The sequence below is a fragment of the Pseudoalteromonas sp. M8 genome (genome assembly GCF_018141365.1).
In the GTDB taxonomy this organism is placed as follows: domain Bacteria; phylum Pseudomonadota; class Gammaproteobacteria; order Enterobacterales; family Alteromonadaceae; genus Pseudoalteromonas.
The window spans coordinates 3,708,754-3,731,156 of record NZ_CP047240.1 but is presented as its reverse complement, the minus strand read 5'-3'; the positions used below and the strand labels follow the sequence as shown (position 1 = coordinate 3,731,156).

23 protein-coding genes and 1 tRNA gene are annotated in these 22,403 nt (G+C 43.7%); 20 read left to right on the top strand and 4 right to left on the bottom strand.

The annotated features are described in order from the left end of the window. The first annotated feature begins 3 nt into the window (after positions 1-3). The 4 genes from GSF13_RS21650 to GSF13_RS21635 all read left to right on the top strand — a co-directional run bounded on the left by GSF13_RS21650 (position 4) and on the right by GSF13_RS21635 (position 4,154). Positions 4-495, top strand: coding sequence for a nicotinamide-nucleotide amidohydrolase family protein (locus GSF13_RS21650; RefSeq protein WP_102057545.1), 492 nt, complete (start codon positions 4-6; stop codon positions 493-495). A gap of 66 nt (positions 496-561) precedes the next feature. Continuing rightward, on the top strand, positions 562-1,617 hold the full coding sequence (recA, locus tag GSF13_RS21645) for a recombinase RecA (protein WP_095729681.1): 1,056 nt from the start codon (positions 562-564) through the stop codon (positions 1,615-1,617). A gap of 339 nt (positions 1,618-1,956) precedes the next feature. Then, positions 1,957-3,273, top strand: a complete 1,317-nt coding sequence (locus GSF13_RS21640; protein WP_211867052.1) for an adenylosuccinate synthase — start codon at positions 1,957-1,959, stop codon at positions 3,271-3,273. Between the two features lie 242 nt (positions 3,274-3,515). Beyond that, positions 3,516-4,154, top strand: a complete 639-nt coding sequence (locus tag GSF13_RS21635; protein ID WP_010378945.1) for an SEL1-like repeat protein — start codon at positions 3,516-3,518, stop codon at positions 4,152-4,154. A 347-nt stretch (positions 4,155-4,501) separates the two neighbouring features. Here GSF13_RS21635 and GSF13_RS21630 read toward each other — a convergent pair whose 3' ends face one another. Further along, complete coding sequence (locus GSF13_RS21630; protein ID WP_174170617.1) at positions 4,502-6,373, bottom strand: sodium:proton antiporter; 1,872 nt, start codon at positions 6,371-6,373, stop codon at positions 4,502-4,504. A gap of 571 nt (positions 6,374-6,944) precedes the next feature. Between GSF13_RS21630 and proB the strand changes: the two genes are divergently transcribed. Together proB and GSF13_RS21620 are read left to right on the top strand one after the other, a co-directional pair. Next, positions 6,945-8,045: a glutamate 5-kinase gene (gene proB / locus GSF13_RS21625; RefSeq protein WP_017218481.1), complete on the top strand. Its 1,101-nt coding sequence runs from the start codon at positions 6,945-6,947 to the stop codon at positions 8,043-8,045. A gap of 3 nt (positions 8,046-8,048) precedes the next feature. After that, a complete protein-coding gene (locus tag GSF13_RS21620; RefSeq protein WP_211867050.1) occupies positions 8,049-9,296 on the top strand; it encodes a glutamate-5-semialdehyde dehydrogenase in 1,248 nt (415 codons plus the stop codon). Between the two features lie 144 nt (positions 9,297-9,440). Here the strand turns inward: GSF13_RS21620 and GSF13_RS21615 are convergent. Then, positions 9,441-9,516, bottom strand: a tRNA-Ala gene (locus GSF13_RS21615). A gap of 129 nt (positions 9,517-9,645) precedes the next feature. On the opposite strand from GSF13_RS21615, the gene GSF13_RS21610 reads away from it, so the two are divergent. Continuing rightward, complete coding sequence (locus tag GSF13_RS21610; RefSeq protein WP_095729676.1) at positions 9,646-10,041, top strand: hypothetical protein; 396 nt, start codon at positions 9,646-9,648, stop codon at positions 10,039-10,041. Then, entirely contained in the window at positions 10,038-10,550 is a 513-nt protein-coding gene (locus GSF13_RS21605) for a prolyl-tRNA synthetase associated domain-containing protein (RefSeq protein WP_174170620.1), read from the top strand. Before GSF13_RS21610 ends, GSF13_RS21605 begins: the two co-directional genes overlap by 4 nt. Here the strand turns inward: GSF13_RS21605 and GSF13_RS21600 are convergent. After that, positions 10,509-11,642: an MFS transporter gene (locus GSF13_RS21600; RefSeq protein ID WP_211867048.1), complete on the bottom strand. Its 1,134-nt coding sequence runs from the start codon at positions 11,640-11,642 to the stop codon at positions 10,509-10,511. The two genes, GSF13_RS21605 and GSF13_RS21600, sit on opposite strands and share 42 nt — an antisense overlap. A 188-nt stretch (positions 11,643-11,830) precedes the next feature. On the opposite strand from GSF13_RS21600, the gene GSF13_RS21595 reads away from it, so the two are divergent. The 4 genes from GSF13_RS21595 to GSF13_RS21580 all read left to right on the top strand — a co-directional run bounded on the left by GSF13_RS21595 (position 11,831) and on the right by GSF13_RS21580 (position 14,836). Beyond that, positions 11,831-12,367 (top strand): DUF2058 domain-containing protein, encoded by a 537-nt coding sequence (locus tag GSF13_RS21595; protein ID WP_010378951.1) that lies wholly within the window; start codon positions 11,831-11,833, stop codon positions 12,365-12,367. A gap of 72 nt (positions 12,368-12,439) precedes the next feature. Beyond that, on the top strand, positions 12,440-12,763 hold the full coding sequence (locus GSF13_RS21590) for a c-type cytochrome (protein WP_010607213.1): 324 nt from the start codon (positions 12,440-12,442) through the stop codon (positions 12,761-12,763). A 121-nt stretch (positions 12,764-12,884) separates the two neighbouring features. Further along, positions 12,885-13,652 (top strand): class II aldolase/adducin family protein, encoded by a 768-nt coding sequence (locus tag GSF13_RS21585; protein ID WP_010607214.1) that lies wholly within the window; start codon positions 12,885-12,887, stop codon positions 13,650-13,652. 8 nt (positions 13,653-13,660) lie between these two features. Continuing rightward, positions 13,661-14,836, top strand: a complete 1,176-nt coding sequence (locus tag GSF13_RS21580; RefSeq protein ID WP_211867046.1) for a mandelate racemase/muconate lactonizing enzyme family protein — start codon at positions 13,661-13,663, stop codon at positions 14,834-14,836. Between the two features lie 129 nt (positions 14,837-14,965). On the opposite strand, the gene suhB is transcribed toward GSF13_RS21580, so the two are convergent. Further along, positions 14,966-15,769: an inositol-1-monophosphatase gene (suhB, locus tag GSF13_RS21575; protein WP_010607217.1), complete on the bottom strand. Its 804-nt coding sequence runs from the start codon at positions 15,767-15,769 to the stop codon at positions 14,966-14,968. 215 nt (positions 15,770-15,984) lie between these two features. Between suhB and trmJ the strand changes: the two genes are divergently transcribed. From trmJ to fdx, 8 genes are all read left to right on the top strand, one after another. Continuing rightward, positions 15,985-16,713: a tRNA (cytosine(32)/uridine(32)-2'-O)-methyltransferase TrmJ gene (gene trmJ / locus GSF13_RS21570; RefSeq protein WP_010607218.1), complete on the top strand. Its 729-nt coding sequence runs from the start codon at positions 15,985-15,987 to the stop codon at positions 16,711-16,713. A gap of 291 nt (positions 16,714-17,004) precedes the next feature. Then, positions 17,005-17,496: a Fe-S cluster assembly transcriptional regulator IscR gene (gene iscR, locus GSF13_RS21565; RefSeq protein ID WP_010378960.1), complete on the top strand. Its 492-nt coding sequence runs from the start codon at positions 17,005-17,007 to the stop codon at positions 17,494-17,496. 23 nt (positions 17,497-17,519) lie between these two features. Continuing rightward, positions 17,520-18,734, top strand: a complete 1,215-nt coding sequence (locus tag GSF13_RS21560; protein ID WP_010378962.1) for an IscS subfamily cysteine desulfurase — start codon at positions 17,520-17,522, stop codon at positions 18,732-18,734. A gap of 60 nt (positions 18,735-18,794) precedes the next feature. Beyond that, positions 18,795-19,178 carry a Fe-S cluster assembly scaffold IscU gene (iscU, locus tag GSF13_RS21555; RefSeq protein WP_010607219.1) on the top strand — a complete coding sequence of 128 codons (384 nt, stop codon included), beginning with the start codon at positions 18,795-18,797 and terminating at the stop codon, positions 19,176-19,178. Between the two features lie 9 nt (positions 19,179-19,187). Beyond that, positions 19,188-19,511: an iron-sulfur cluster assembly protein IscA gene (gene iscA / locus GSF13_RS21550; RefSeq protein WP_010378967.1), complete on the top strand. Its 324-nt coding sequence runs from the start codon at positions 19,188-19,190 to the stop codon at positions 19,509-19,511. A 60-nt stretch (positions 19,512-19,571) separates the two neighbouring features. Further along, the gene (gene hscB / locus GSF13_RS21545) at positions 19,572-20,096 is read left to right on the top strand and encodes a co-chaperone HscB (protein WP_010607220.1); all 525 of its coding nucleotides are present in this window, start codon (positions 19,572-19,574) and stop codon (positions 20,094-20,096) included. 41 nt (positions 20,097-20,137) lie between these two features. Further along, a complete protein-coding gene (hscA, locus tag GSF13_RS21540; RefSeq protein ID WP_010378972.1) occupies positions 20,138-22,000 on the top strand; it encodes a Fe-S protein assembly chaperone HscA in 1,863 nt (620 codons plus the stop codon). 1 nt (position 22,001) lies between these two features. Continuing rightward, positions 22,002-22,340 carry an ISC system 2Fe-2S type ferredoxin gene (fdx, locus tag GSF13_RS21535; RefSeq protein WP_010607222.1) on the top strand — a complete coding sequence of 113 codons (339 nt, stop codon included), beginning with the start codon at positions 22,002-22,004 and terminating at the stop codon, positions 22,338-22,340. Positions 22,341-22,403: the final 63 nt, after the last annotated feature.

The following is a 22,403-nucleotide window of genomic DNA, read 5'->3' as shown; positions in this document are numbered from 1 at the left end:
CCTATGGAGCACTACAAAGAGATAGCCGAATATGCGGCACAATTGGGCGCTATTCTAACGAATAACGGCGTAACAATCACTACCGCAGAGTCATGTACAGGTGGTGGGGTGAGTTATGCGTTAACAGATACGCCGGGGAGCTCCGCTTATATCGAACGTTGTTTTGTGACATACAGTAATCAAGCTAAGCACGAATTATTGGGAGTATCACAACAAACCCTAACGCAATTTGGTGCCGTGAGTGAGCAAACGGTTTTGGAGATGGTCAAAGGTGCTCAGCAGGCAGCTCATGCTGAAGTTGCCATTGCTGTGTCTGGTATCGCTGGACCAACTGGAGGCAGCGTTGATAAGCCCGTAGGTACTGTATGGTTTGCTATTGCGAATAGTGATAGAGTTCAGGCATTTCACCAAGTATTTACTGGGAATAGGGCCGAAATAAGACTTCAAGCCATTGAATTTGCATTAAAAAATGCTATAGCGATGGTGAAATCATAAAATTCTACTTGATACTGTAATTTCATACAGTATACTAGGTGTCATTACGCTGAATTGGAGAAGCAAATGAACGATAACAAGCAAAAGGCATTAGACGCAGCACTATCACAAATTGAGCGTCAGTTTGGTAAAGGCTCAATCATGAAACTGGGTGAGAACAAGGCGCTAGATATTGAAGCCATCTCAACGGGTTCATTAGGTCTGGATATTGCACTTGGTATCGGCGGCTTACCAACTGGTCGTATTGTTGAAATCTATGGTCCAGAATCATCAGGTAAAACAACGCTAACATTACAAGCGATTGCAGAAGCGCAAAAAATGGGAAAAACATGTGCGTTCGTTGATGCTGAACACGCACTCGATCCAATCTATGCCGAAAAGCTAGGCGTTAATGTTGATGAGTTATTAGTATCACAGCCTGACACCGGTGAACAAGCGCTTGAAATTTGTGACATGCTAGTTCGTTCTGGTGCGGTTGATTTGGTTGTTATTGACTCGGTAGCAGCACTTACCCCTAAAGCTGAAATCGAAGGCGATATGGGTGACTCACACGTTGGTTTGCAGGCTCGACTCATGTCACAAGCATTGCGTAAGCTTACAGCTAATATCAAACGCTCGAACACATTATGTATTTTCATCAACCAAATTCGTATGAAGATTGGTGTGATGTTTGGCAACCCTGAAACCACAACTGGTGGTAACGCACTTAAATTCTATGCATCTGTACGTCTTGATATTCGTCGTATCGGTTCAGTGAAAGAAGGTGATGAGGTTGTTGGTAACGAAACTCGTGTTAAGGTTGTGAAAAACAAAGTAGCACCACCATTTAAACAAGCTGAGTTCATCATCATGTACGGCGAAGGCACGTCGAAACAAGGTGAGTTGATAGACCTTGGTGTGAAGCACAAACTGGTTGATAAAGCGGGTGCTTGGTTTAGCTATAACGGCAGTAAAATTGGCCAAGGTAAAGCAAACTCAATTAAGTTCTTAAAAGAAAATGTTGAGATTGCCAATGAAATTGAAGGCAAGTTAAGAGAAATGCTCCTAGCGCAAGCGGTTATTATGCCTGAAGAGGGTGAAGATAAAGGCCTTGCTGAAGTTGAAGATGATTTAGAGCTATAGGCTAACCACTCAAGCTTAACGGCTCGCCAGCAAGCTTGAGCTATATTTTAAAAAGCCCAAAGGTTAACCTTTGGGCTTTTTACATTTTATAAAAGTTTACTTTTGATAACAAAGAGATAGTTATCGATTAATCCGAACAATACAGCTATTTTGATATAAAAATAAAATACGTTGTTTGATTTTCAGCTATTAACCCACCTTTTCAACAAGTTATGTAACTTGCCTTGATGCTTTACATCATCAATCTTATTGAAAGCAGAAAAATTAGGCAAATTGGGGTGATTTCGACTATGGTTTTCTGGTAAAATCTGCGCCTAATTTTTTCTAAGTGAATTTGCAATGGGTAAAAACGTCGTTGTATTAGGCACCCAATGGGGTGACGAAGGTAAAGGTAAAGTAGTTGACCTACTTACAGATAAGGCTTCTTTAGTTGTTCGCTACCAAGGCGGACACAATGCTGGCCATACACTAGTAATTAACGGTGAGAAAACGGTACTACACTTGATCCCATCAGGTGTACTACGCGAAGACGTTAAATGTGTAATTGGTAATGGTGTAGTACTTGCACCAGATGCACTAATGAGAGAAATCCACATGCTTGAAGCGCGTGGCGTTCCTGTACGTGAGCGTCTATTGATCAGCGAAGCATGTCCTTTGATCTTGCCTTACCACGTTGCACTAGACCAAGCGCGTGAACTAGCGCGTGGTGAAAAAGCCATTGGTACAACTGGCCGTGGTATTGGTCCTGCGTACGAAGATAAGGTTGCACGTCGTGGTTTACGTGTTGGCGATCTTTTCAACCCAGAGCAATTTGCTGCGAAGCTTAAAGAAGTACTAGAGTTCCACAACTTCGCCTTGGTTAACTACTACAAAGTAGATCCAGTAGACTTCCAGAAGACATACGATGATGCAATGGAAGTAGCAAAAGTACTTAAGTCAATGATTGTTGACGTTACTGAACTACTTGATCAAGCGCGTAATGCTGGCGACCATATTCTATTTGAAGGTGCGCAAGGTACATTACTTGATATTGACCACGGTACTTACCCGTACGTAACCTCATCAAACACGACGGCTGGTGGTGTTGCGACTGGTGCAGGTTTTGGTCCGCTACACTTAGATTACGTTTTAGGTATTGTTAAAGCTTACACAACTCGTGTTGGTTCAGGTCCTTTCCCTACAGAGCTTTACGATGGTCAAGACAAGCAAGACCCAGTTGGCAGACACTTAGGCGAGAAAGGCAACGAGTTTGGCGCAACAACTGGTCGTTTACGTCGTACCGGTTGGTTTGATGCAGTTGCAATGCGCCGCGCAGTTCAAATCAACAGTATCAGTGGTTTCTGCTTAACTAAACTAGACGTACTTGATGGTCTAGAAAAAGTGAAAATCTGTACTGGTTACCAATTAGAAGACGGCACTGTGACTAATGTGACTCCTCTTGCTGCTGAAGGCTATGAGAAAGTGACTCCAGTCTACGAAGAAATGCCAGGTTGGAGCGAAAACACCTTTGGTGCAACTTCTGTTGAGCAGCTTCCTGAAGCCGCTATCAACTATATCAAGCGCCTAGAAGAAATCACTGGCGTGCCAATTGATATCATCTCAACAGGCCCAGACCGCGTTGAAACAATGATTGTTCGCAACCCTTTTGCTGAATAATCCTGCTGTCGATTGATAAAGAAAAAAGCTGCTTCGGCAGCTTTTTTTGTGTCTATTACCCTATAAGTTTTTGTCTTCCTGCCGATAAGTAAGCGAATGTTTGCTCATATGATAAAATTAGACTTCGCTTTGGCGTAAATAATGCTTAATCAAATTTGAGTGTCGATGTTGCTGCAGAGCAAGTAATTTGCCTTTGTAGCCTGCTATAGTTAAACAATCAGCTTTACTTTGATGGGTCTTCGATGAATTACTTACTTCGTTATTTTGCAGCTTCAGCATTGAGTGTTTCCTTAAGTCTCAGTATACAGAGCAAAGTATCTGCCGAAGAGGCTATCGAAGCTGTGCCTTTGTATACGCAGCAAGAGCTACTAGCGCTCATTGAAAAAAATCAACACCTTGCTCGGGTTAAAGCGGATGAGTGCCAGCTGGTTAAAGATATTGAAGCGCGTGCTGAGATCATGGCGCTGCCTTCGTATCAGTTTCTTTATGGTGACATGTTAGCTTATGCCGTGTGTGTAGACAGAGATGTTGAGCTCGGCCTTTATTATATGAAAAGGGCTGCAGAGCAGGGCCTTGCCGCGGCGCTTGAACAATTAGGTCGCTACTATGATGTTGGCCAGTTAGTGCAAGAAGATAAAGCGATGGCGGTAACCTATCTGAGAGAAGCCGCAGCACTTGGCAACTTAAACGCTCAATTAAGACTCGTAGATGTATTTAATCAAGGTCATGGTAGTCCTAGAGATTATGAAGACGCCTATCGATGGCTGTTCCATTCCGCAGTTGCAGATAAAAAGCTACATAAGCGGATTCAGGTAGCACTAGGTCAACTGGCAAACAAAATGCCTGATAGTGTGGTCAAGCGTGCGAGATTGCCTATATAACCTGAACTCGGGATAACAACTTGTTCTCTAGCAGCTGCTATCCCTTACTACTGCGTTAAATTTGCTTGCAATAGGCCAGCTATTGGCGCACAAATTTGCCTTGTATTAAGAAATAACTTCTGGCTAGAGTGACACTACGCTTTTGAACTTAGTGATTTTAGTGGATTAACTTACTTCTTATCCCGAGTTCAGGTTGTATAACCTGAGGCTCAGGTTAACTCCGTTGGATCAATAGATATTACTTCAGCAGGTTTTGAGTGCAAAGTAAAAGCGGCGTAAGTGACGCCGCTTTGCTTGTTTCTAAATAAAGCTCGTAAAGTTAGCTTATTTCTTATCCAAATCTCAGGTTAAGTAATTTGCTGGCTGCTAAGCTTTGCACCAATTTGGCTTTCTTTATTCACATTTGGATCTTTAAGCACCGTTAACTTAGGCGGTTGTAACGCCAATACGCGGTCGCCTTCCTCTGGAAGCTTTTTCATGTCAGAGGTAAACGGGCGGATCAAGATGGGTTCCTCATCTTTGTTCTGCTCTGTGAGTACAAACAGCGGGATTGCTTCACTGTTAACCTCTTTATACTGTTCCCATTTAAACTCTTCTGAGATCCGCGTTACGCTCACTTTGCCGCCCTTAGCCATCATGCTACTTAGCTTGGCGTAATTACCTTCGTCACCAAACAAAATTTGGCGAGAAAGGAAAGTGGCGCTATCTTTGTTCGCCTTGGCGTGGTTAGTGGATGATTTGAGCGAATAAACACATTGATCGCCAAGTAAGTGAGAAAAGTACTGTACACCTAAAGCGTTGTGATGACGGTTAGGTGAAAGCGCTAGCACTGACTTTAAGCTGGTCAATGGGAGGTAACGCTCTGCATGTTCCGACTGTGGGTTACCATAGTAACAAGGCAGTCCGTCCATTCTCGCCATCTTGCAGTTTTCCCAAGCGGGATCGGAGAGATAAACATCAATATTTTGGTCTTTTAAGCCTTTAGCCACCGCTCTAGCTACATGGTTTGCACCAATGATAAGTAAGGTATTGGGCTTTGGTTGACGCACTCCTAAAAGACGTGCGAAAGGCGTTGCCGTTAGGCTTTGTAGTACCACGGTGACAATGATGACGGTGAAGATAAGCGGCACCATTTTATCCGCATCTGCTATCTGTGATTTGGTCATACTCAACGCAAAAACTGAGCCTACAGCTGCAGCAACAATACCTCGAGGAGCTATCCAACTTAACAGAATGCGAGACTTTATCGGTAAGTCAGTATTGAACGTCGATAAGAATATCGACAGTGGTCGAGCAATAAATAATACTACGGCTAGAAAGATAAAGACGTCGGTGTCTAACAGCATTAAATCTTCTAACTTGAGTCGTGCCGCGAGTAAGATAAATAAGCTCGAAATCAGGATCATTGAGAGATCTTCTTTAAATTCTAACACTGAGTCTATTTCCAAGTCATCTTGGTTAGCGAGCCAAATACCAAAGATAGTCACGGCTAGTAAACCCGACTCATGGCTCAGATGATTCGATAGCGTAAAGCTAAACAACACTAGCGCTAAAATGGCGAATTTGTGAAGCTCGAAAGGAAGCCACTCTTTTCTTATTAGGTAAGTGGTGAGGTAACCTGATGCGACGCCAATACTTATCCCCACACCAAGCGTTGATACGAGCGCCCACAAGGTGTGACTGAAGATACCTTCGCCACCAACTAAAGAGACGGCTTCAAATACGAGTACCGCAAAGAGTGCACCAATTGGGTCTATGACTATACCTTCCCAACGTAAAATACGGTCTATGTCTTTGTCTGGGCGCATGGCGTTCAGCATCGGGGCAATAACTGTTGGACCAGTCACGACAAGTACTGCGCCCAAAACGGCGGCAACTTGCCAGTTAAGCTCCAGCACAAAAATTGCGGTCGTTGCTATCACCGCAAAGGTTGCCAACATCCCGATAGAACAAAGATTCCGTACAACCTTACCGATTCCTTTGAGTTCTTTAAAATGCAGGGTTAGTGAACCTTCAAAGAGGATTACAGCAACGGAAAGTGAGACGACGGGAAAGAGTAAATCCCCGAGTAAGGCATCTGGGTCCAGCGTGCCACTAAATGGCCCCAAAGCAAGACCTATAAGAAGTAAAAACAAAATTGCTGGAACCTTAAAGGCCCAAGCAAGCCATTGTGCTATTACAGAACATACTGCAATACCTGCAATGTAGATTGCTGACATAGATTCTCCCCGGTTGGATTATCCCAACATTTTTATCAGTATAGCTAGCATCCAGTTATAACACAGCGCGAATGAGGGTAAAGTGAATAAATTACTGAAAATAAGGTATTATAAAATTGATTTATGGTGGTCATAAATAATTAACATGGGATAGGGTTGCAATCTTACCCTTGCTTACGTTAAGGTAATAAACGTTCAAGGCGTGGAGTAAATCGCGCCGTCATTCACAATCTACTCATTACGCAATTATTCATTGCGGTACAGCCTTTCCGGCCGCACCAAACCATGGTGGCCCTGTTGGAAACGGCTCGACATCAAAGGTTAAGTACTTGATGTCACAATCAATCTTCTATTAGTGAAATGTCAGCCAGTTAACGATTGTTACTGCGTCTGGGTTTAGCATGTGTGGCGACATGATGGGACTAAGGTCTTCGCCGCCGCACGTCTGTTTGTTTTATCTATTTGCCGACTTTTTGGTCGATGCATTGCGCTTTCTGTTGTCTTCTAATAGGAGATATTTGGAGTACCAACTCGTGAGTGGGTGGTTAATTTAATGCAGGAATTTATGTCGATGAAACAGTCAAAACGTATAGTAATCAAGATCGGGAGTGCGTTGATCGCGCCAGAGCAAGATGGGTGTCGATCCCGCTATTTACTCAGCATCGCGCAATTCATCGTGCGTTGTCGAGCCCGAGGTATCGAAGTGATCCTCGTCTCTTCAGGTTCAGTCGCAGCAGGGTCGCACTTATTTCCAAACTCAGAGCAGCCGAGCATTGCGGTGAAAAAAGCGATGGCGGCAGCTGGCCAAACTGAGATGATGGCTACGTGGGACCGTTTCTTTGACTTCCCGTCGGCGCAGATATTGCTGACTCACGGCGACCTGCGTGACAGGGAAAGATATACCAGTATTCGTGAAACAATATTCACTTTACTCGATCATGGAATACTGCCTATTATCAATGAAAATGACACCGTGACCACAGACGATCTGAAGGTAGGTGATAACGATAATTTGTCTGCAATGGTAGCGGGGGCTGCAGATGCAGATGGGCTAATTATTTGCTCCGATGTCAGTGGTTTATATAACAAAAATCCTAATTTACATGCTGATGCAGAGCTGATCTCTGAGGTGACAGAGATCACTGAAGAAATCTACGATATGGCAGGTTGTCCAACGAGTAAGGTTGGTACCGGTGGTATGAAGACCAAAATTGAAGCTGCTGAAAAGGCGACGTCTCACGGTATAGATACCTATATTGTTAACGGCTTCGAAGAAACAACCTTTGAATTATTGTTGGCGGGAAAAAATCCAGGCACGGTATTTACAGCCTATGATAAACCGATGCAAGAAGCGGTGCATTGGATGACTCACACAGCATCAGAGCAAGGTGAGCTGGTCGTTGATAGCGATTATGGCTCAGGCGAAAATCAAGTGGTGGGTCAGTTAAGTGGTGATGAAATCACTGAAGTAAAAGGTGAGTTTTCTGTTGGAGATACCGTGCTCGTGAGGAGCAAAGATGGTAAGCGCTTAGCCAAAGCAACCACCAATTACAGTAGCTGCCTATTAAACTTTTTAACTGAACATGAAGAGAATCCGATCAGCGAAAGAATTCAAGATAGTATCGGACCCGTTATTTCAGAACAAGATATTGCATTATTGGAGAAGTCATAAGACATGAGTTTAATCACAGATATTTCATCACAGGCTGCAAAAGCAGCGAAACAGTTAGCATTATTATCTACAGAGCAAAAAAATGCGGTGTTAGCAGATATGGCAAAAGGGATCCGTGAAAACAGCGATGCCATTATTAAAGCCAATGAAGCTGACTTGGCTGCTGCTCGTGATAACCAGCTTAGCGACGCCATGATAGATAGATTAACGCTTAACCAAGCGCGGATTGAAAGTATGGCTGAAGGTATCGAGACTATCATTCAACTGGACGATCCAGTGGGTGCACGTAGAGACATGGGTGTAAGACCAAATGGCATTAAAATCAGTAAAATGCGAGTGCCACTTGGTGTTGTCTGCATGATTTATGAGGCGCGCCCCAATGTCACCGCTGACGCCGGTGCACTATGTTTTAAATCAGGTAATGGTGTTATTTTGCGTGGTGGTAAAGAAGCGTTATCAAGTTCTTTAGAGATCGCAAAAGCGATGCATCAGGCGCTCGAAAAACATAATCTACCTGCCGCGTTGGTTTCTGTTATTCCGGATCCAGATCGCGCGTTGTTAATGGAGCTGATGCAGCAAAAAGAATATATCGACCTTATCATCCCACGTGGCGGTGAGGGTCTAATCAATTTCGTTACTGAGAATAGTACGGTGCCAGTGATCCAGCATTTTAAGGGCGTGTGTCACTTGTATATAGATAAAGCGGCCGATCTCGATAAAGCAATGGCGCTTCTGTTAAACGGTAAAACGCAGCGTACTGGTGTATGTAATGCGCTTGAAGGGTTAATCGTTCATCAAGATATCGCTCCGACTTTTTTACCGAAAGTTGCTGCAGCACTAGCAGAAAGGGGTGTGAAAATTAATGCGTGTAAGCAAACCGTAGCTTATTTTGATAATGCAGTTGAGTTAAGCGATGACGAATTTGGCGAAGAATACTTGAGTCTTGAAATAGCGGTTCGTCAGGTTGCTGATTTTAATGCAGCGCTTGCACATATTGATCGCTTTGGTAGTCACCATACCGAAGTTATCTGTACGGAAGACAAAGCAGCTGCTGATTTGTTCCAACGCGGTGTAGATGCTTCCGTCGTGATGGTTAACGCCTCTTCACGCTTTAGTGATGGTTCAGCGTTAGGTTTAGGTGCCGAGATTGGTATTGCTACCACCAAATTGCACGCTTACGGACCTATGGGCTTGGAGTCGCTAACAACCGAAAAGTTTTTAGTGAATGGTGAAGGCCAAATCAGAGAATAATGAACTGATGCTGCTTGAGTAGATGGAAGAATTATACTCAGTGGTATACACAGAATGACATAAGTAACTGCAAAGCTCGGGTCGAAAGACTTGGGCTTTTTTCTTTTCGATTTAGAGGGTCAATTTTGTAAGAAGTGCGGAAAGTGGTGGAGCTAAGCAGGATCGAACTGCTGACCTCCTGCGTGCAAGGCAGGCGCTCTCCCAGCTGAGCTATAGCCCCACATTCCGTCAGTGGACGAAGCGAAATTTAATCATTTTTTATATTCCCGTCAACCCCAGACAAAAAATTTCGCTATTTTTTTATAGTCTTTGTTACACTGAACTGAAAATAAAACGAATTAAGCGAATTATGGTTCTGCGTCATATCTTTTCTATTCTCATTATTGGGCTGCTAGCGAGTTGTGCATCACAGCCTGATGAGCCTGAACTTATTATCGAAAAACAATCTCTTCATAAGCGTCTTTCGCCAACTGGTGATAAAGAATTTGCTTTCATTGTAACGGTACAAGCAACACCTCGAATGGAGCTGGATGCAAGTAAGCCAATATCAAGAAGAGAGTTAAAACGCTTTGCCGAGTTTGAGCGTATTGAAGATTCTCCCGCTCTAAAACTCAAGCTAGAAGAGCAAGCTGTCGCCTTATTAAAACCAGCTTTGATTGAGGCGGACTACTGTAATTCAGGTCATAAAATTACCGATGTATACTGGCGACAGCGTAGCGTTCAGTTACGAGGTAAGTGTTTGTGATCAGAAACAATCCAAGTGCACTTGCAGAGCGGCTCGCTCAGTTAGATATCAACTATCTCAATTATGAGCATCCACCGTTACATACTTGTCTAGATGCTGACAACTTGAAGTTAGAGAGAAAAGGGACGCGACTGAAAAATCTCTTCCTCCGAGATAACTATGGAAAGCGACACTTTCTTTTTATTATTCCTGCAGATAAGCAAGTCGACCTAAAAGCGCTGTCTAAATCTCAAGGGGTGTCGCGTTTAGGTTTTGCATCGACGGACAGATTAGCGAAGTATTTAGGGGTGGAACAAGGCTGTGTGTCAGTACTCACACTGCATAACGACAACGAGCAACGAGTCGAATTATGGCTTGATAGTGAACTGCAATCTGCGCACTTATGGCAGTGCCATCCCCTAGTGAATACTAAAACTTGGGTGTTAACGCTCGAAGATTTAAAGCGCTTTTGGCAAGTCACAGGACATTCACCTCACTGGGTTGACTGTGTTTCTCAAACTCAGAGCTAAGCCGACTGTACAAACGATAAAAAGTGACGCACAAAACCAAGCGATACCAGCTTGCTCATAAATCAAACCCGGAAGGTAAGATCCCAGCACGCCTCCGGAATAATAAAATGAAACATAAGCGCCATTGGTGACGGTTGCAGGTGCCTGACTAATACTGTTGGCTAATGGTGCAGCGGTAGAATGGATCACAAACATACAGCCGCAGAACAGCGTAAATAAGACTACAAAAAAGAACACAGACGCCACGGGTAATAGCGCAATGGTTGCAGCGTAGACTAAAAACATCACAGCTAAAAATCGCCAGGTAGAATGAAATTTACTTTGTAGCCAAGGTGTAACAATAGACCCTAAAGCACCAACCAAATAGCCTGTATAGACCCAGCCCACTTTACTGGGATCGGTTAAATTAAAGTCGTACTTGAGTATAAACGGTAAAAAGTTGAGTAGCCCCGCGAAGCAGAAAAACATACAAAATACAGAGCTGTATAATCTCACTAGGCGCGATTGCTTGAGTGGTGCCAAGTAATCCCTGATCCTTGTCGCGTGAATTATTGGTGGTTTGTTTTTGCTGGCTCGAATGCTAAATGCCAGCACAATCAATAACAATGCGTTTAGGTAATAGAAACTTTGCCACTCAAACCAGACAGTAAAGTTGGCTGCAAGTGTACGGCCAAAATAACCTCCGGCTATGGTACTTCCGATGTACAAGCTCATGTTTCTTTTCAACTGTGAGCCACTAAATTGTTGGCCGATATAACCTGTCATCGCAGTGAGTGCTGCAGGTAATAATAGCCCTTGAATTAACCGAGCAAACAATAGCCCTGAAAACGAAGTCATTGAAGCAAATGCTAAACTGCTGAGTGCCAAGAACAGCATGGTCCATTTTAAAATGCGCAGCGGATTGGACTTTGCCAGCAATAACCCGTAGCAGATTGGCGCGATAGCCAGAGGTAGCATAGTTGCTGACATCAGCATGCCCGCATCTGACGCCGATACATTAAATTGCTCTGCAAACTCGGCCAGCAGCGGCTGCGGCGCGTAAAGCACAAAAAAAATGGTCACAGAGCAAAGCAATAGATGAATAACGGGCATTAAGCAATAAGGCTTTTAATTTCGATGAGTTAGCTTAAATTAAAGCAAACTAGATGACAATTTTTTGCGCTAAATCACGATGCGCAACAATAATTTTGGTAGTTTTACATTAGATTGACCGATTCCTCTCTGGTCAATCGAAATTGCTGAGTTAAAATAGTGAAAAGTCTATTTTACGGAGTTGCATGATGGGTTCACTGCAAGATCAGTTGCTAAAAGCAGGTCTAACAACTGAGCACAAAGCGAAAGTTGCAAAAACACAAAAGCGTAAACAGCAGAAGAAAAAGAAAAAAGGCGCAACGAGCGACCAAACAGACCTTCAAAAACATATTGAGCAGACAAAGCTTGAGCAGCAAAAGCGTGCCGAAGAGCTAAATAAAGCGAAGCAAGAAACGCTAAAAGATAAAGAGCAAATTGCTCGCGTGAAGCAGATCTTAGAACACCATAACCAAGATGAGATCCGCGGTAATGTGACCTTTAACTTCACATATCAAAATAAGGTGAAGGAGTTAGAAGTTAATTCCGAAACACAAAAAGCGCTATCAAAGGGGCGTTTAGCGATTTGTGTATTAGAAGAGCAGTTCTACGTGCTACAAGATGAACCTGCTAGAAAGATTGCAGAGGTAGACGAGAAGTATATCGTTTTCCATGTTGAGGACAATCAGCAAGGTGATGAGGATGACCCTTACGCTGACTTTGAAGTCCCAGATGATTTGATGTGGTAGTGATTAGGCTTTAGGTCAAACTTTAGTCTACACTGACTTACAACGTTAACCGTCAATAAAAAGAGTAATGATATGAGCAAGATGAAAAAACTACTAGTAGGGACTACGGTGGCAATTTGCGCACTAGGTTCAGCAAGTTCAATGGCTGCAGATGGTAAAGCATTGTATACAGCAAAGATGTGCCAAACCTGTCATGGTGCAGAAGGTAAAGCACCGATCATGCCTCTGTATCCGAAGGTAAATGGTCAAAGTAAAGAGTATTTAGCGGCGCAAATGAAAGATATCAAATCAGGTAAACGTAATAACGGTATGACAGCAGCAATGAAAGCGATGGTTGCTAATGTCACTGATGCTGAAATCGATGCGATTGCAGAGTATCTATCTAAAGTTGAATAACATCAAAGTTAGATATCAAAGATGATAAAAAACCACCGTTCGCGGTGGTTTTTAGTTGAAGATATAATTAAGCTAATTTAGACTTCTATACATCCAGATGTGGAGTCAATAAGGGATCCCCATGTTCGAATTACCTCAGTTAAATTTAAAAGACAAAGTAAGCGCAGAAGAATGGCAGCTGCGTGTTGACCTTGCCGCTTGCTATCGACTGGTTGAGCACTTTCGCTGGGGAGACTTAATTTATACGCATATGTCGGCGCGTTTGCCGGGTACGGATCATTATTTAGTAAACGCCTTTGGCCTGACCTTTGATGAAGTCACCGCTTCCAATTTGGTGAAGGTCGATCTTGAAGGGAATATTCTTGATGATACGCCATTTAAGATTAATCCAGCGGGCTTTACCATTCACAGTGCAATCCATGAGGTGCGAGAAGATGCGCATTGCGTTATCCACCTCCATACCAAAGAGACGATCGCAGTCGCAAGTGTAGAATGTGGTTTATTGCCTTTGAGTCAGCATAGTATGTTCTCCTTACCATCACTATCGTACCACGGCTATGAAGGCTTAGCGGTGAATATGGATGAGAAAAAGCGCTTGCAGGATGACTTAGGTACAACCAATCATATGCTGCTGGTGAACCACGGTGGTTTAACTGTTGGACCAACGGTAGGCGATGCCTTTATGCGTTTTTATGACTTACAGCGTGCATGCGAGATTCAAGTTGCGATTCAAGCAACGGGACAACAAGCCGTACCTGTACCACAACCCATTATTGATAACATATATAACCAAGCGAATGTCGTGCATAGCGGTAGCACCGGTGGTCAATTAGCATGGCCCGCAATGCTTCGTAAAGCTTACCGCCTAGACCCAAGCTTTGCTCAATAGGAGTCAACATGAAAGTTAATCGCGTCGAAGTTTTCGATATTCATTGTTCAGATAGACCTGCTTGGACACCCGTTTTTGTTCGTATTCACACCGATGAAGGCATTTCAGGGGTTGGTGAAGCTGGGCTTGCATACGACCTCGGCCACAGCGCTGCGGCCAGTATGATCAAAGAAATGGCTGAAGCCTTTTTGATTGGTCACGACCCTTTTCAAACCGAGCTGCTTTGGTCGCGTATGCTGAGAGAAAGCTTTTGGGGTTTAGGTGGTGGACCTGTGGTGTATGCGGCGATGTCAGCAATAGATACCGCGCTTTGGGATATTAAAGGTAAAGCCCTAAACCTACCTGTTTATCAATTGCTTGGTGGAAAAGTGAATCCTGAACTTCGTACCTATGCCTCGCAATTACAGTTTGACTGGGATAGCGAATTTAAGGCGCTTGTTCAGCCACACGAGTATGCTGAAGCTGCACATAAAGCCATTGCAGAAGGGTACGATGCGGTTAAAGTTGATCCAATTCAGTACGACAAAGATGGCAACACGTATTACGATAGAACTAAGCTAATCTCGCGCGCGGAAATGAAATTATACCGTGCAAGAATGAAAGCAATACGTGAAGCGGTAGGTGATGAAGTCGACATTATTTTTGAATGCCACAGCTTACCAGGCGCGACATCAGCCATTCAAATTGCAGACATCGCTGAAGAATTTGATTGTATGTATTATGAGGAGCCAGTGAATTATCTTAACCACTCTTTACATGCAAAGGTAGCCAACAAGACCTCTGTACCAATCGCTGGTGGTGAGCGTTTGTATAATCGCTGGGGTGTTCGCCCTTATTTTGAAGATCAAAGTATTGATGTACTGCAGCCAGATATTGGCCTATGTGGTGGCTTTACGGAAACTAAGAAGGTATGTGATTACGCCGATATCTTTGATATCCGTATTCAGGCGCATGTCTGTGGCGGCCCGGTAGCAACCGCAGCTTCATTACACTTGGAAACCGCGATCCCAAATTTCCTGATCCATGAGCACCATACTTACGCAATCAAAAAATGGAACAGAGAGCTATGCTTGCAAGATCCACAGCCTAAGAACGGTATCTTTAGAGTGTCAGAAGAACCGGGGCTTGGTATTGAGCTAAACGATGAAATCGTGATGCGCTCAGCCCGTGTTGAAATTAAGTAGGTATCCGACGCTCAACGTAAATACCTGAGTTTGGAATAACAGTTAGCTCTTACTATGGTTATTCTTAGACTCAATCAGATACAAAAAAACCCAAGCAGAGCTTGGGTTTTTTCATCTAAGCCAGAGTTATTATTTTAACAATGACTCAGTTAATACTGGACGAATTTCTTTTACAATCGCTTGGCAAAGCTTAGGCGCGCCACAGATGATGTTGCCGCTACGGTTAAAGTTAGCACCGCCTGCAAAATCAGTGACCATACCGCCTGCTTCTTTTACTAACAGCTCACCGGCTGCTGTATCCCAAGGCTTAAGGCCAATTTCAAAGAAGCCATCCATACGACCTGCAGCAACATATGCCATGTCTAAAGCTGCAGAGCCCGCACGGCGGATATCAGCTGTATGAATGAATAATGCTTTGAACGCTTCTAGGTAGGCATCCATGTGGTGCTTTTGCTTGAAAGGGAAACCTGTTGCAAGCACAGTGCCTTGTAATTCAATAGACTTAGATACACGAATACGTTTGTTGTTTAGCTGTGCGCCTTGGCCACGAGAAGCGGTAAATAATTCATCGCGAATTGGATCGTATACAACAGCTTGCTCTACGCGACCTTTAACTCTTAGCGCGATAGAAACAGCATAATGAGGGATACCTTTAACGAAGTTAGTTGTACCGTCTAGAGGATCGATAACCCAAAGGTAGTCTGCATCTTTGCCTTCGTGATGACCAAATTCTTCACCAACAATAGCGTGATCAGGGTAAGATTTTAAAATTGTGTCACGAACGATTGATTCCGCATCTTTATCGATGTTAGTTACTAAATCATTTGTGCCTTTTTGAGTAGCTTCAACGCGCGATAAATCTTCACTTGCACGTAGGATAATCTTACCTGCGTTACGCGCAGCGCGTACCGCAATGTTCAACATTGGATGCATAGCATTACCTTTAGGTTGTAAAAGAACAGGATCATTTTGAGCCGGCGTATTCTAGCGGTTTTTTCTCTAAAGTAAATAACCAATTGTGAATTTCTCTGGTTGTTTTTTGTACTTCGTTGCTACATAAAGATTTTTAATTTCTGGTTGTGGAGCTTGGAAAAACGCAAATTAGATATGCTACACTGCGCCATTATTTTTGTTTGAGACTCGTGTAAATGGCTTTAGAAGATATTCGAATTGTATTAGTGAACACCTCACACTCTGGCAATATTGGCTCTGTTGCGAGAGCGATGAAGACGATGGGGTTATCTAAGCTTTACTTAGTTGACCCTGCATGTGAAGTGGACAGCCATGCAAGTGCATTGGCGGCTGGCGCAACCGACGTGTTGGGTGCAGCGACTAAAGTCGATACACTTCAAGAGGCGATTGCTGATTGCGCTTTAACTATTGGCACGAGTGCGCGCTCACGCACTTTGTCGTGGCCAATGGTAGACCCGCGTGAGTGTGCACAAAAATTGGTTGCTGAATCGGTGAATGGCCCAGTTGCATTGGTATTTGGTCGAGAAAACAGTGGCTTGTCGAACGAAGAGCTGCAGTTGTGCAACTATCACGTATGTATTCCGGCTAATCCTGAGTATAGCTCGCTTAATCTTGCGATGGCAGTGCAAACGTTGGCCTACGAAACGCGTATGACATACTTAGACACGCAACAAAAGCAGCCAGAAGAAGTGGATGAAACGATTTACCCATCATCAAAGCAGATGGAGTTATTCTACGAGCATCTTGAAAATACCCTGAATGACACTGGCTTTATCATCAAACAGCATCCGGGCATGGTAATGACCAAGCTAAAGCGTTTGTTCAACCGTGCTAGACCGGAAGATCAAGAACTTAATATTCTACGTGGGATCCTAAGTTCGATAGATAAATCTACTAACAAGTAAACCAAAAAAGATAACAGTATTGGCCAACTCGGCGCGCCAATACTGTTATATTTCTACTGTCTAAATATCAACCATTCCTTTTGTGAAATCTTGCATAAATCTTCATCACTAATACTTGACTAAAATACTCAGGTAATTACAATATCCATAATACCTGATTAAATTACTCGGGTATTTTGGGTAGGCATACGAGGGTTGCAGATTTAAAGCCGTTATTATGCTTGGTTAATACTTGACTATCTTAGTCAAGTAATTAAAATTTGCGGCTTGGTAAATTAGCGGGGGTTATGCATGAAACTGACATCAAAAGGCAGATACGCCGTGACAGCAATGTTAGATGTTGCGTTACATGCAAGTATTGGCCCTGTTCCACTAGCCGATATCTCTGAACGACAAGAGATTTCGCTATCTTACCTTGAACAATTATTTGCCCGTCTACGTAAACATGGCTTAGTTAGCTCTGTACGTGGTCCTGGCGGCGGCTACTTATTAGGCCGTGATGCACACACAATTTCCGTTGGTGATGTGATTAATGCTGTTGACGAGTCCGTTGACGCAACACGTTGTCACGGCGAAGGCGGCGGTTGCCAAAGCGGTATGCGCTGTCTGACTCATTCATTGTGGTCTGATTTAAGTGTGCGAATTGAAGAATTTTTAAACAGTATTTCCCTAGCCGAGTTAGTCGCCGACGCGGATGTTCAATCCGTAGCAACGCGGCAAGATAAGCACGTTAAACGTGTTATCGAGCAATTAGACAATATTCAAGTGAGCTGTCAACTCTAGGTTGACGTCAAGCGGAGAGATAAATGAAATTACCGATATATCTAGATTATGCAGCAACCGCTCCGGTTGATCAGCGTGTTGCAGACGAGATGATGCAGTGCCTGACAATGGATGGTAACTTTGGTAATCCAGCTTCTCGTTCACACCGTTTCGGTTGGCAAGCAGAAGAACTGGTTGATCAGGCGCGTAATGATATCGCTGATTTAATCAACGCTGATCCGCGTGAAATCGTTTTCACATCTGGTGCAACTGAGTCAAACAACCTTGCAATCAAAGGTGCTGCACAGTTCTATAAAAAGAAAGGTAAGCACATCATCACCGTTCGTACTGAACATAAAGCAGTACTAGACACCTGCCGTGAGCTTGAGCGTCAAGGCTTTGAAGTGACGTATATGGATGTTGAAGACAACGGCTTACTTGACTTGAAAAAGCTTGAAGCAACCATGCGCGAAGACACTGTTTTAGTGAGCGTAATGCACGTTAATAACGAGCTAGGTGTTATTCAAGATATCGCGACTATCGGTGAGATGTGTCGTGAGCGCAAGATCATGTTCCATGTTGATGCGGCACAAAGCGCTGGCAAGGTACTAATCGACCTACAAACATTGAAAGTAGACTTTATGTCATTTTCTGGCCACAAAGTTTATGGCCCTAAAGGTATCGGTGCGTTGTACGTACGCCGTAAGCCACGTGCGCGTTTAGAAGCACAAATGCACGGTGGTGGTCATGAGCGCGGTATGCGTTCAGGTACTCTTGCTACTCACCAAATCGTGGGTATGGGCACAGCATTTAGAATTGCTAAGCAAGACTTTGAAAAAGACCATGCACACATCAGTGCGCTTCGTCAGCGTCTATTGGACGGCCTAATGGATATGGACGAAGTTTATTTTAATGGTGCTATCGACCAATCAGTACCTGGCATTGTAAACATCAGCTTCAACTTTGTTGAAGGTGAAAGTCTACTGATGGCAGTTAAAGACATTGCGGTTTCTTCAGGTTCTGCATGTACATCGGCGAGCTTAGAGCCATCTTATGTACTGCGTGCTCTAGGTCGTAATGATGAATTAGCACACAGCTCAATCCGTTTCAGTATTGGTCGTTTTACGACAGAAGAAGAGATCGATTACACCGTCAATCTTCTTAAGAATTCTATTGGTCGCTTACGTGAGATGTCACCACTTTGGGAAATGCACCAAGATGGCATCGACTTAGATAGCGTTGAATGGGCACACCATTAAGCAAGTTTTAGCCGCTGGCTGGATACTATCCAGCCGCAAGCAGGTAGTGAGGAAATAGTTATGGCTTACAGTGATAAAGTTATCGACCACGTTGAGAATCCACGTAACGTAGGTTCTTTAGACAAGAACGATCCAAGCGTAGCAACGGGCATGGTGGGGGCACCTGCATGTGGCGACGTAATGAAACTACAAATTAAAGTGTCAAAAGAAGGCATCATCGAAGATGCGAAATTCAAGACATATGGTTGTGGCAGCGCGATTGCATCATCATCCCTTGTGACTGAGTGGGTGAAAGGTAAATCGTTAGAAGAAGCTTCTACTATCAAAAACACTGATATCAGTGCTGAGCTTGAGTTGCCACCAGTGAAAATCCACTGCTCAATTTTGGCAGAAGATGCGATTCAAGCTGCGATTGCAGATTATAAGAGTAAACAAGCGAAGTAAGAGACTATTATGGCAGTGACGTTAACAGATGCAGCCGCTAATCGCGTATTAGCCTTTTTGAGTAACCGTGGAAAAGGCATAGGGCTGCGCGTTGGTATTAAAACCACGGGCTGTTCAGGTCTTGCTTATGTTCTCGAATTTGTCGACGATTTAGATGAAGGCGATGAAGTATTTGAAGACAAAGATGTCAAAATCATCGTTGATGCAAAAAGCTTAGTTTATATCGACGGCACAGAGCTTGATTACACAAAAGAAGGTCTGAATGAAGGGTTTAAATTCAATAACCCAAATCAGAAAGACGAATGTGGCTGTGGCGAAAGCTTCACCGTATAGTTTGCAACAGTGAATAGCTTAAAGCCCTGCCTTGGTGGGGCTTTGCTGTATTAGGTGCGTATGCGTTATTTTGAATTATTTGATTTACCTGTTGATTATCACGTTGATTTGAACAAACTAAATCAAGGTTATTTAGAGCTACAGCGTGCAGTTCACCCAGATAGATTTGCTGGTAAAAGTGAGCGTGAGAAGTTGCTCGCGGTACAGAAAACCGCAGAGATCAATGACGCGCTAGCGGTGCTCAAACACCCAGTTAAACGCGCCGAGTATATGCTAAGCGAAAAGGGTGTAGACATACGTGCAGAGCAACAAACGTTGCAAGATCCGATGTTTTTAATGCAACAGATGGAGCTGCGCGAAGCATTAGAAGAATTACCTGATGCGGCGGATCCTGACAGCGCGATTACAGAGTTCGAAACACAGATTAAAGCGTTAGATACAAAGTTTAGCGCTTCCCTTGCCGAGCAGCTTCAAAGCGATGACATGAGCACATTAGAAGCCGCAGCAGACAATATTCGTAAGCTAAAGTTTGTCTACAAGTTACGCGACGAATTAGCACGTATCGAAGATGAATTATTCGATTGATGATGTGTAGCATCAACAAACGTTAAAGTGAAAAGAGCATTATGGCATTATTGCAAATTGCTGAGCCGGGGCAGAGCGCGGCACCTCATGAGCATAAATTAGCGATTGGTATTGACTTAGGTACCACGAACTCTCTTGTGGCAACAGTACAAAGTGGCGAAACGAAGACTCTTAGCGATTTAATGGGTAAACCTATGCTGCCGTCGGTAGTAAGGTACACCGACTCAGAGGTTATTGTTGGTGAACAAGCCCAAGCTGCTTCTGCTGAAGACCCGACTAATACGCTTATTTCTGTAAAACGTTTTTTAGGTAAAACGCAATCTGAAATAGAACAAAGCTATGGTCAGTTGCCTTATAATTTTGTCGATAATAACGGTTCGCTTGCTATTGAAACCGTAGCTGGCGCTGTAAGCCCAGTGCAAGCCTCCGCTGAAATTTTAAAAACATTACACCAACGTGCTATTGATAGCTTTGCTGGTGAGGATGTAATGGGCGCGGTGATCACTGTACCTGCATATTTTGATGATGCACAAAGGCAAAGTACAAAAGACGCAGCCGAGCTTGCTGGTCTAAAAGTATTAAGACTTCTCAATGAGCCGACTGCAGCTGCAGTAGCTTACGGCCTAGACTCTGGTCAAGAAGGCGTGATCGCGGTTTATGACCTTGGTGGTGGTACGTTTGATATTTCTATCTTACGCTTAAACCAAGGAGTGTTTGAGGTATTATCAACCGGTGGTGATTCAAGCCTCGGTGGTGATGACTTTGATTCATTGTTGGTCGATTTCTTTAAACAGCAAACGCAGCTATTTGATTTAAACCCAAAAGAGCTACGCTTGTTTATCAATAAGGCAAGAGCCTGTAAAGAAGCGCTTTCAAGCTATGAAACGGTAAACGTAGAGCTACCAGTTCGCGAGCAAAAGTTGGTTGTTACGATCACGCGTCAAGCATTTGCTGAAATGGCAATGCCTTTAGTTAAAAAGACTTTACGCTCTTGTCGCCGCGCGTTAAAAGACGCCGGTGTCACAGCAGAAGAAGTCTTGCAGGTTGTGATGGTCGGTGGTTCGACTCGTATGCCAGTGGTGCGTGAAGAAGTCGGGAGTTTCTTTGCCAAAGAGCCGCTAACATCAATCGATCCAGACCGTGTGGTGGCATTAGGTGCTGCTATCCAAGCTGATATTTTAGTGGGTAACAAGCCTGACTCTGATATGTTACTGCTTGATGTATTGCCATTGTCTTTAGGCCTAGAAACTATGGGTGGATTGGTTGAAAAAATCATTCCGCGCAATACCACTATTCCTGTTGCACGTGCACAAGAGTTTACCACTTTTAAAGATGGTCAAACCGCTATGTCATTGCATGTATTGCAAGGTGAGCGTGAACTCGTTGATGATTGTCGTAGCTTAGCTAAATTTAGTCTAAAAGGCATTCCACCAATGGCGGCAGGCGCTGCGCATATTCGAGTCACTTTTAGAGTTGACGCTGATGGTCTATTGAGTGTTTCGGCTGAAGAAAAGTCGACAGGCGTGCAGGCTGAGATCCAGGTAAAACCGTCGTTTGGTTTGAGCGATGACCAAGTAGCACAAATGCTAAAAGATTCGATGAGCAATGCCAAAGAAGACATGAGCGCTCGTATGCTTAAAGAGCAGCAGGTTGAAGCACTGCGTGTATTAGAAGCGTTAGAGGCATCGCTTGCAACGGATGGTCATTTGTTGGCAGAAGATGAGCTCAATACACTGCGCGGTGCAATGACTGAACTTGCACAAATTCGCGAAAGTGCAGACAATCCAGAGCAGATTAAAAAGGCGATCGAAGAAGTCGATCAGGCGAGTAGTGATTTTGCTTCACGCCGTATGGATGAATCAATTAAAAAGGCACTGCAAGGGCAGTCGGTAGACGAGGTGTAATATGCCACAAATTATCTTTTTACCCCATGAAGAGTTATGTCCGGAAGGTGCTGCAATCGAAGCGAAAACGGGTGAAACTGTACTCGATGTGGCTTTGAAAAACGGAATTAGTATTCCACATGCCTGTGAAAAATCATGTGCATGTACTACGTGCCATATCGTTGTTCGTGAAGGTTTTGACTCGCTGGAAGAAAGCGATGAGTTAGAAGATGACATGCTAGATAAAGCATGGGGTCTCGAAGCTGAGTCTCGTTTGGGTTGCCAAGCGATAATTAGTGATGAAGACTTAGTGGTTGAAATTCCAAAGTACAATCTCAATATCGTTAATGAAGACCATTAAGTGCTGCTAACAACCTAGGTTGTTACTGACAAATTTAATAAAGCCGTAGTCTTATACTACGGC

What these genes read in the sequence shown, in the direction of transcription:
- GSF13_RS21650 (WP_102057545.1), top strand. Translation starts at nt 4, where the DNA reads ATGGAGCACTACAAAGAGATAGCCGAATATGCGGCACAATTGGGCGCT.
- recA (WP_095729681.1), top strand. Translation starts at nt 562, where the DNA reads ATGAACGATAACAAGCAAAAGGCATTAGACGCAGCACTATCACAAATT.
- GSF13_RS21640 (WP_211867052.1), top strand. Translation starts at nt 1,957, where the DNA reads ATGGGTAAAAACGTCGTTGTATTAGGCACCCAATGGGGTGACGAAGGT.
- GSF13_RS21635 (WP_010378945.1), top strand. Translation starts at nt 3,516, where the DNA reads ATGAATTACTTACTTCGTTATTTTGCAGCTTCAGCATTGAGTGTTTCC.
- GSF13_RS21630 (WP_174170617.1), bottom strand. Translation starts at nt 6,373, where the DNA reads ATGTCAGCAATCTACATTGCAGGTATTGCAGTATGTTCTGTAATAGCA.
- proB (WP_017218481.1), top strand. Translation starts at nt 6,945, where the DNA reads ATGAAACAGTCAAAACGTATAGTAATCAAGATCGGGAGTGCGTTGATC.
- GSF13_RS21620 (WP_211867050.1), top strand. Translation starts at nt 8,049, where the DNA reads ATGAGTTTAATCACAGATATTTCATCACAGGCTGCAAAAGCAGCGAAA.
- GSF13_RS21610 (WP_095729676.1), top strand. Translation starts at nt 9,646, where the DNA reads ATGGTTCTGCGTCATATCTTTTCTATTCTCATTATTGGGCTGCTAGCG.
- GSF13_RS21600 (WP_211867048.1), bottom strand. Translation starts at nt 11,642, where the DNA reads ATGCCCGTTATTCATCTATTGCTTTGCTCTGTGACCATTTTTTTTGTG.
- GSF13_RS21595 (WP_010378951.1), top strand. Translation starts at nt 11,831, where the DNA reads ATGGGTTCACTGCAAGATCAGTTGCTAAAAGCAGGTCTAACAACTGAG.
- GSF13_RS21590 (WP_010607213.1), top strand. Translation starts at nt 12,440, where the DNA reads ATGAGCAAGATGAAAAAACTACTAGTAGGGACTACGGTGGCAATTTGC.
- GSF13_RS21585 (WP_010607214.1), top strand. Translation starts at nt 12,885, where the DNA reads ATGTTCGAATTACCTCAGTTAAATTTAAAAGACAAAGTAAGCGCAGAA.
- GSF13_RS21580 (WP_211867046.1), top strand. Translation starts at nt 13,661, where the DNA reads ATGAAAGTTAATCGCGTCGAAGTTTTCGATATTCATTGTTCAGATAGA.
- suhB (WP_010607217.1), bottom strand. Translation starts at nt 15,769, where the DNA reads ATGCATCCAATGTTGAACATTGCGGTACGCGCTGCGCGTAACGCAGGT.
- trmJ (WP_010607218.1), top strand. Translation starts at nt 15,985, where the DNA reads ATGGCTTTAGAAGATATTCGAATTGTATTAGTGAACACCTCACACTCT.
- iscR (WP_010378960.1), top strand. Translation starts at nt 17,005, where the DNA reads ATGAAACTGACATCAAAAGGCAGATACGCCGTGACAGCAATGTTAGAT.
- GSF13_RS21560 (WP_010378962.1), top strand. Translation starts at nt 17,520, where the DNA reads ATGAAATTACCGATATATCTAGATTATGCAGCAACCGCTCCGGTTGAT.
- iscU (WP_010607219.1), top strand. Translation starts at nt 18,795, where the DNA reads ATGGCTTACAGTGATAAAGTTATCGACCACGTTGAGAATCCACGTAAC.
- iscA (WP_010378967.1), top strand. Translation starts at nt 19,188, where the DNA reads ATGGCAGTGACGTTAACAGATGCAGCCGCTAATCGCGTATTAGCCTTT.
- hscB (WP_010607220.1), top strand. Translation starts at nt 19,572, where the DNA reads ATGCGTTATTTTGAATTATTTGATTTACCTGTTGATTATCACGTTGAT.
- hscA (WP_010378972.1), top strand. Translation starts at nt 20,138, where the DNA reads ATGGCATTATTGCAAATTGCTGAGCCGGGGCAGAGCGCGGCACCTCAT.
- fdx (WP_010607222.1), top strand. Translation starts at nt 22,002, where the DNA reads ATGCCACAAATTATCTTTTTACCCCATGAAGAGTTATGTCCGGAAGGT.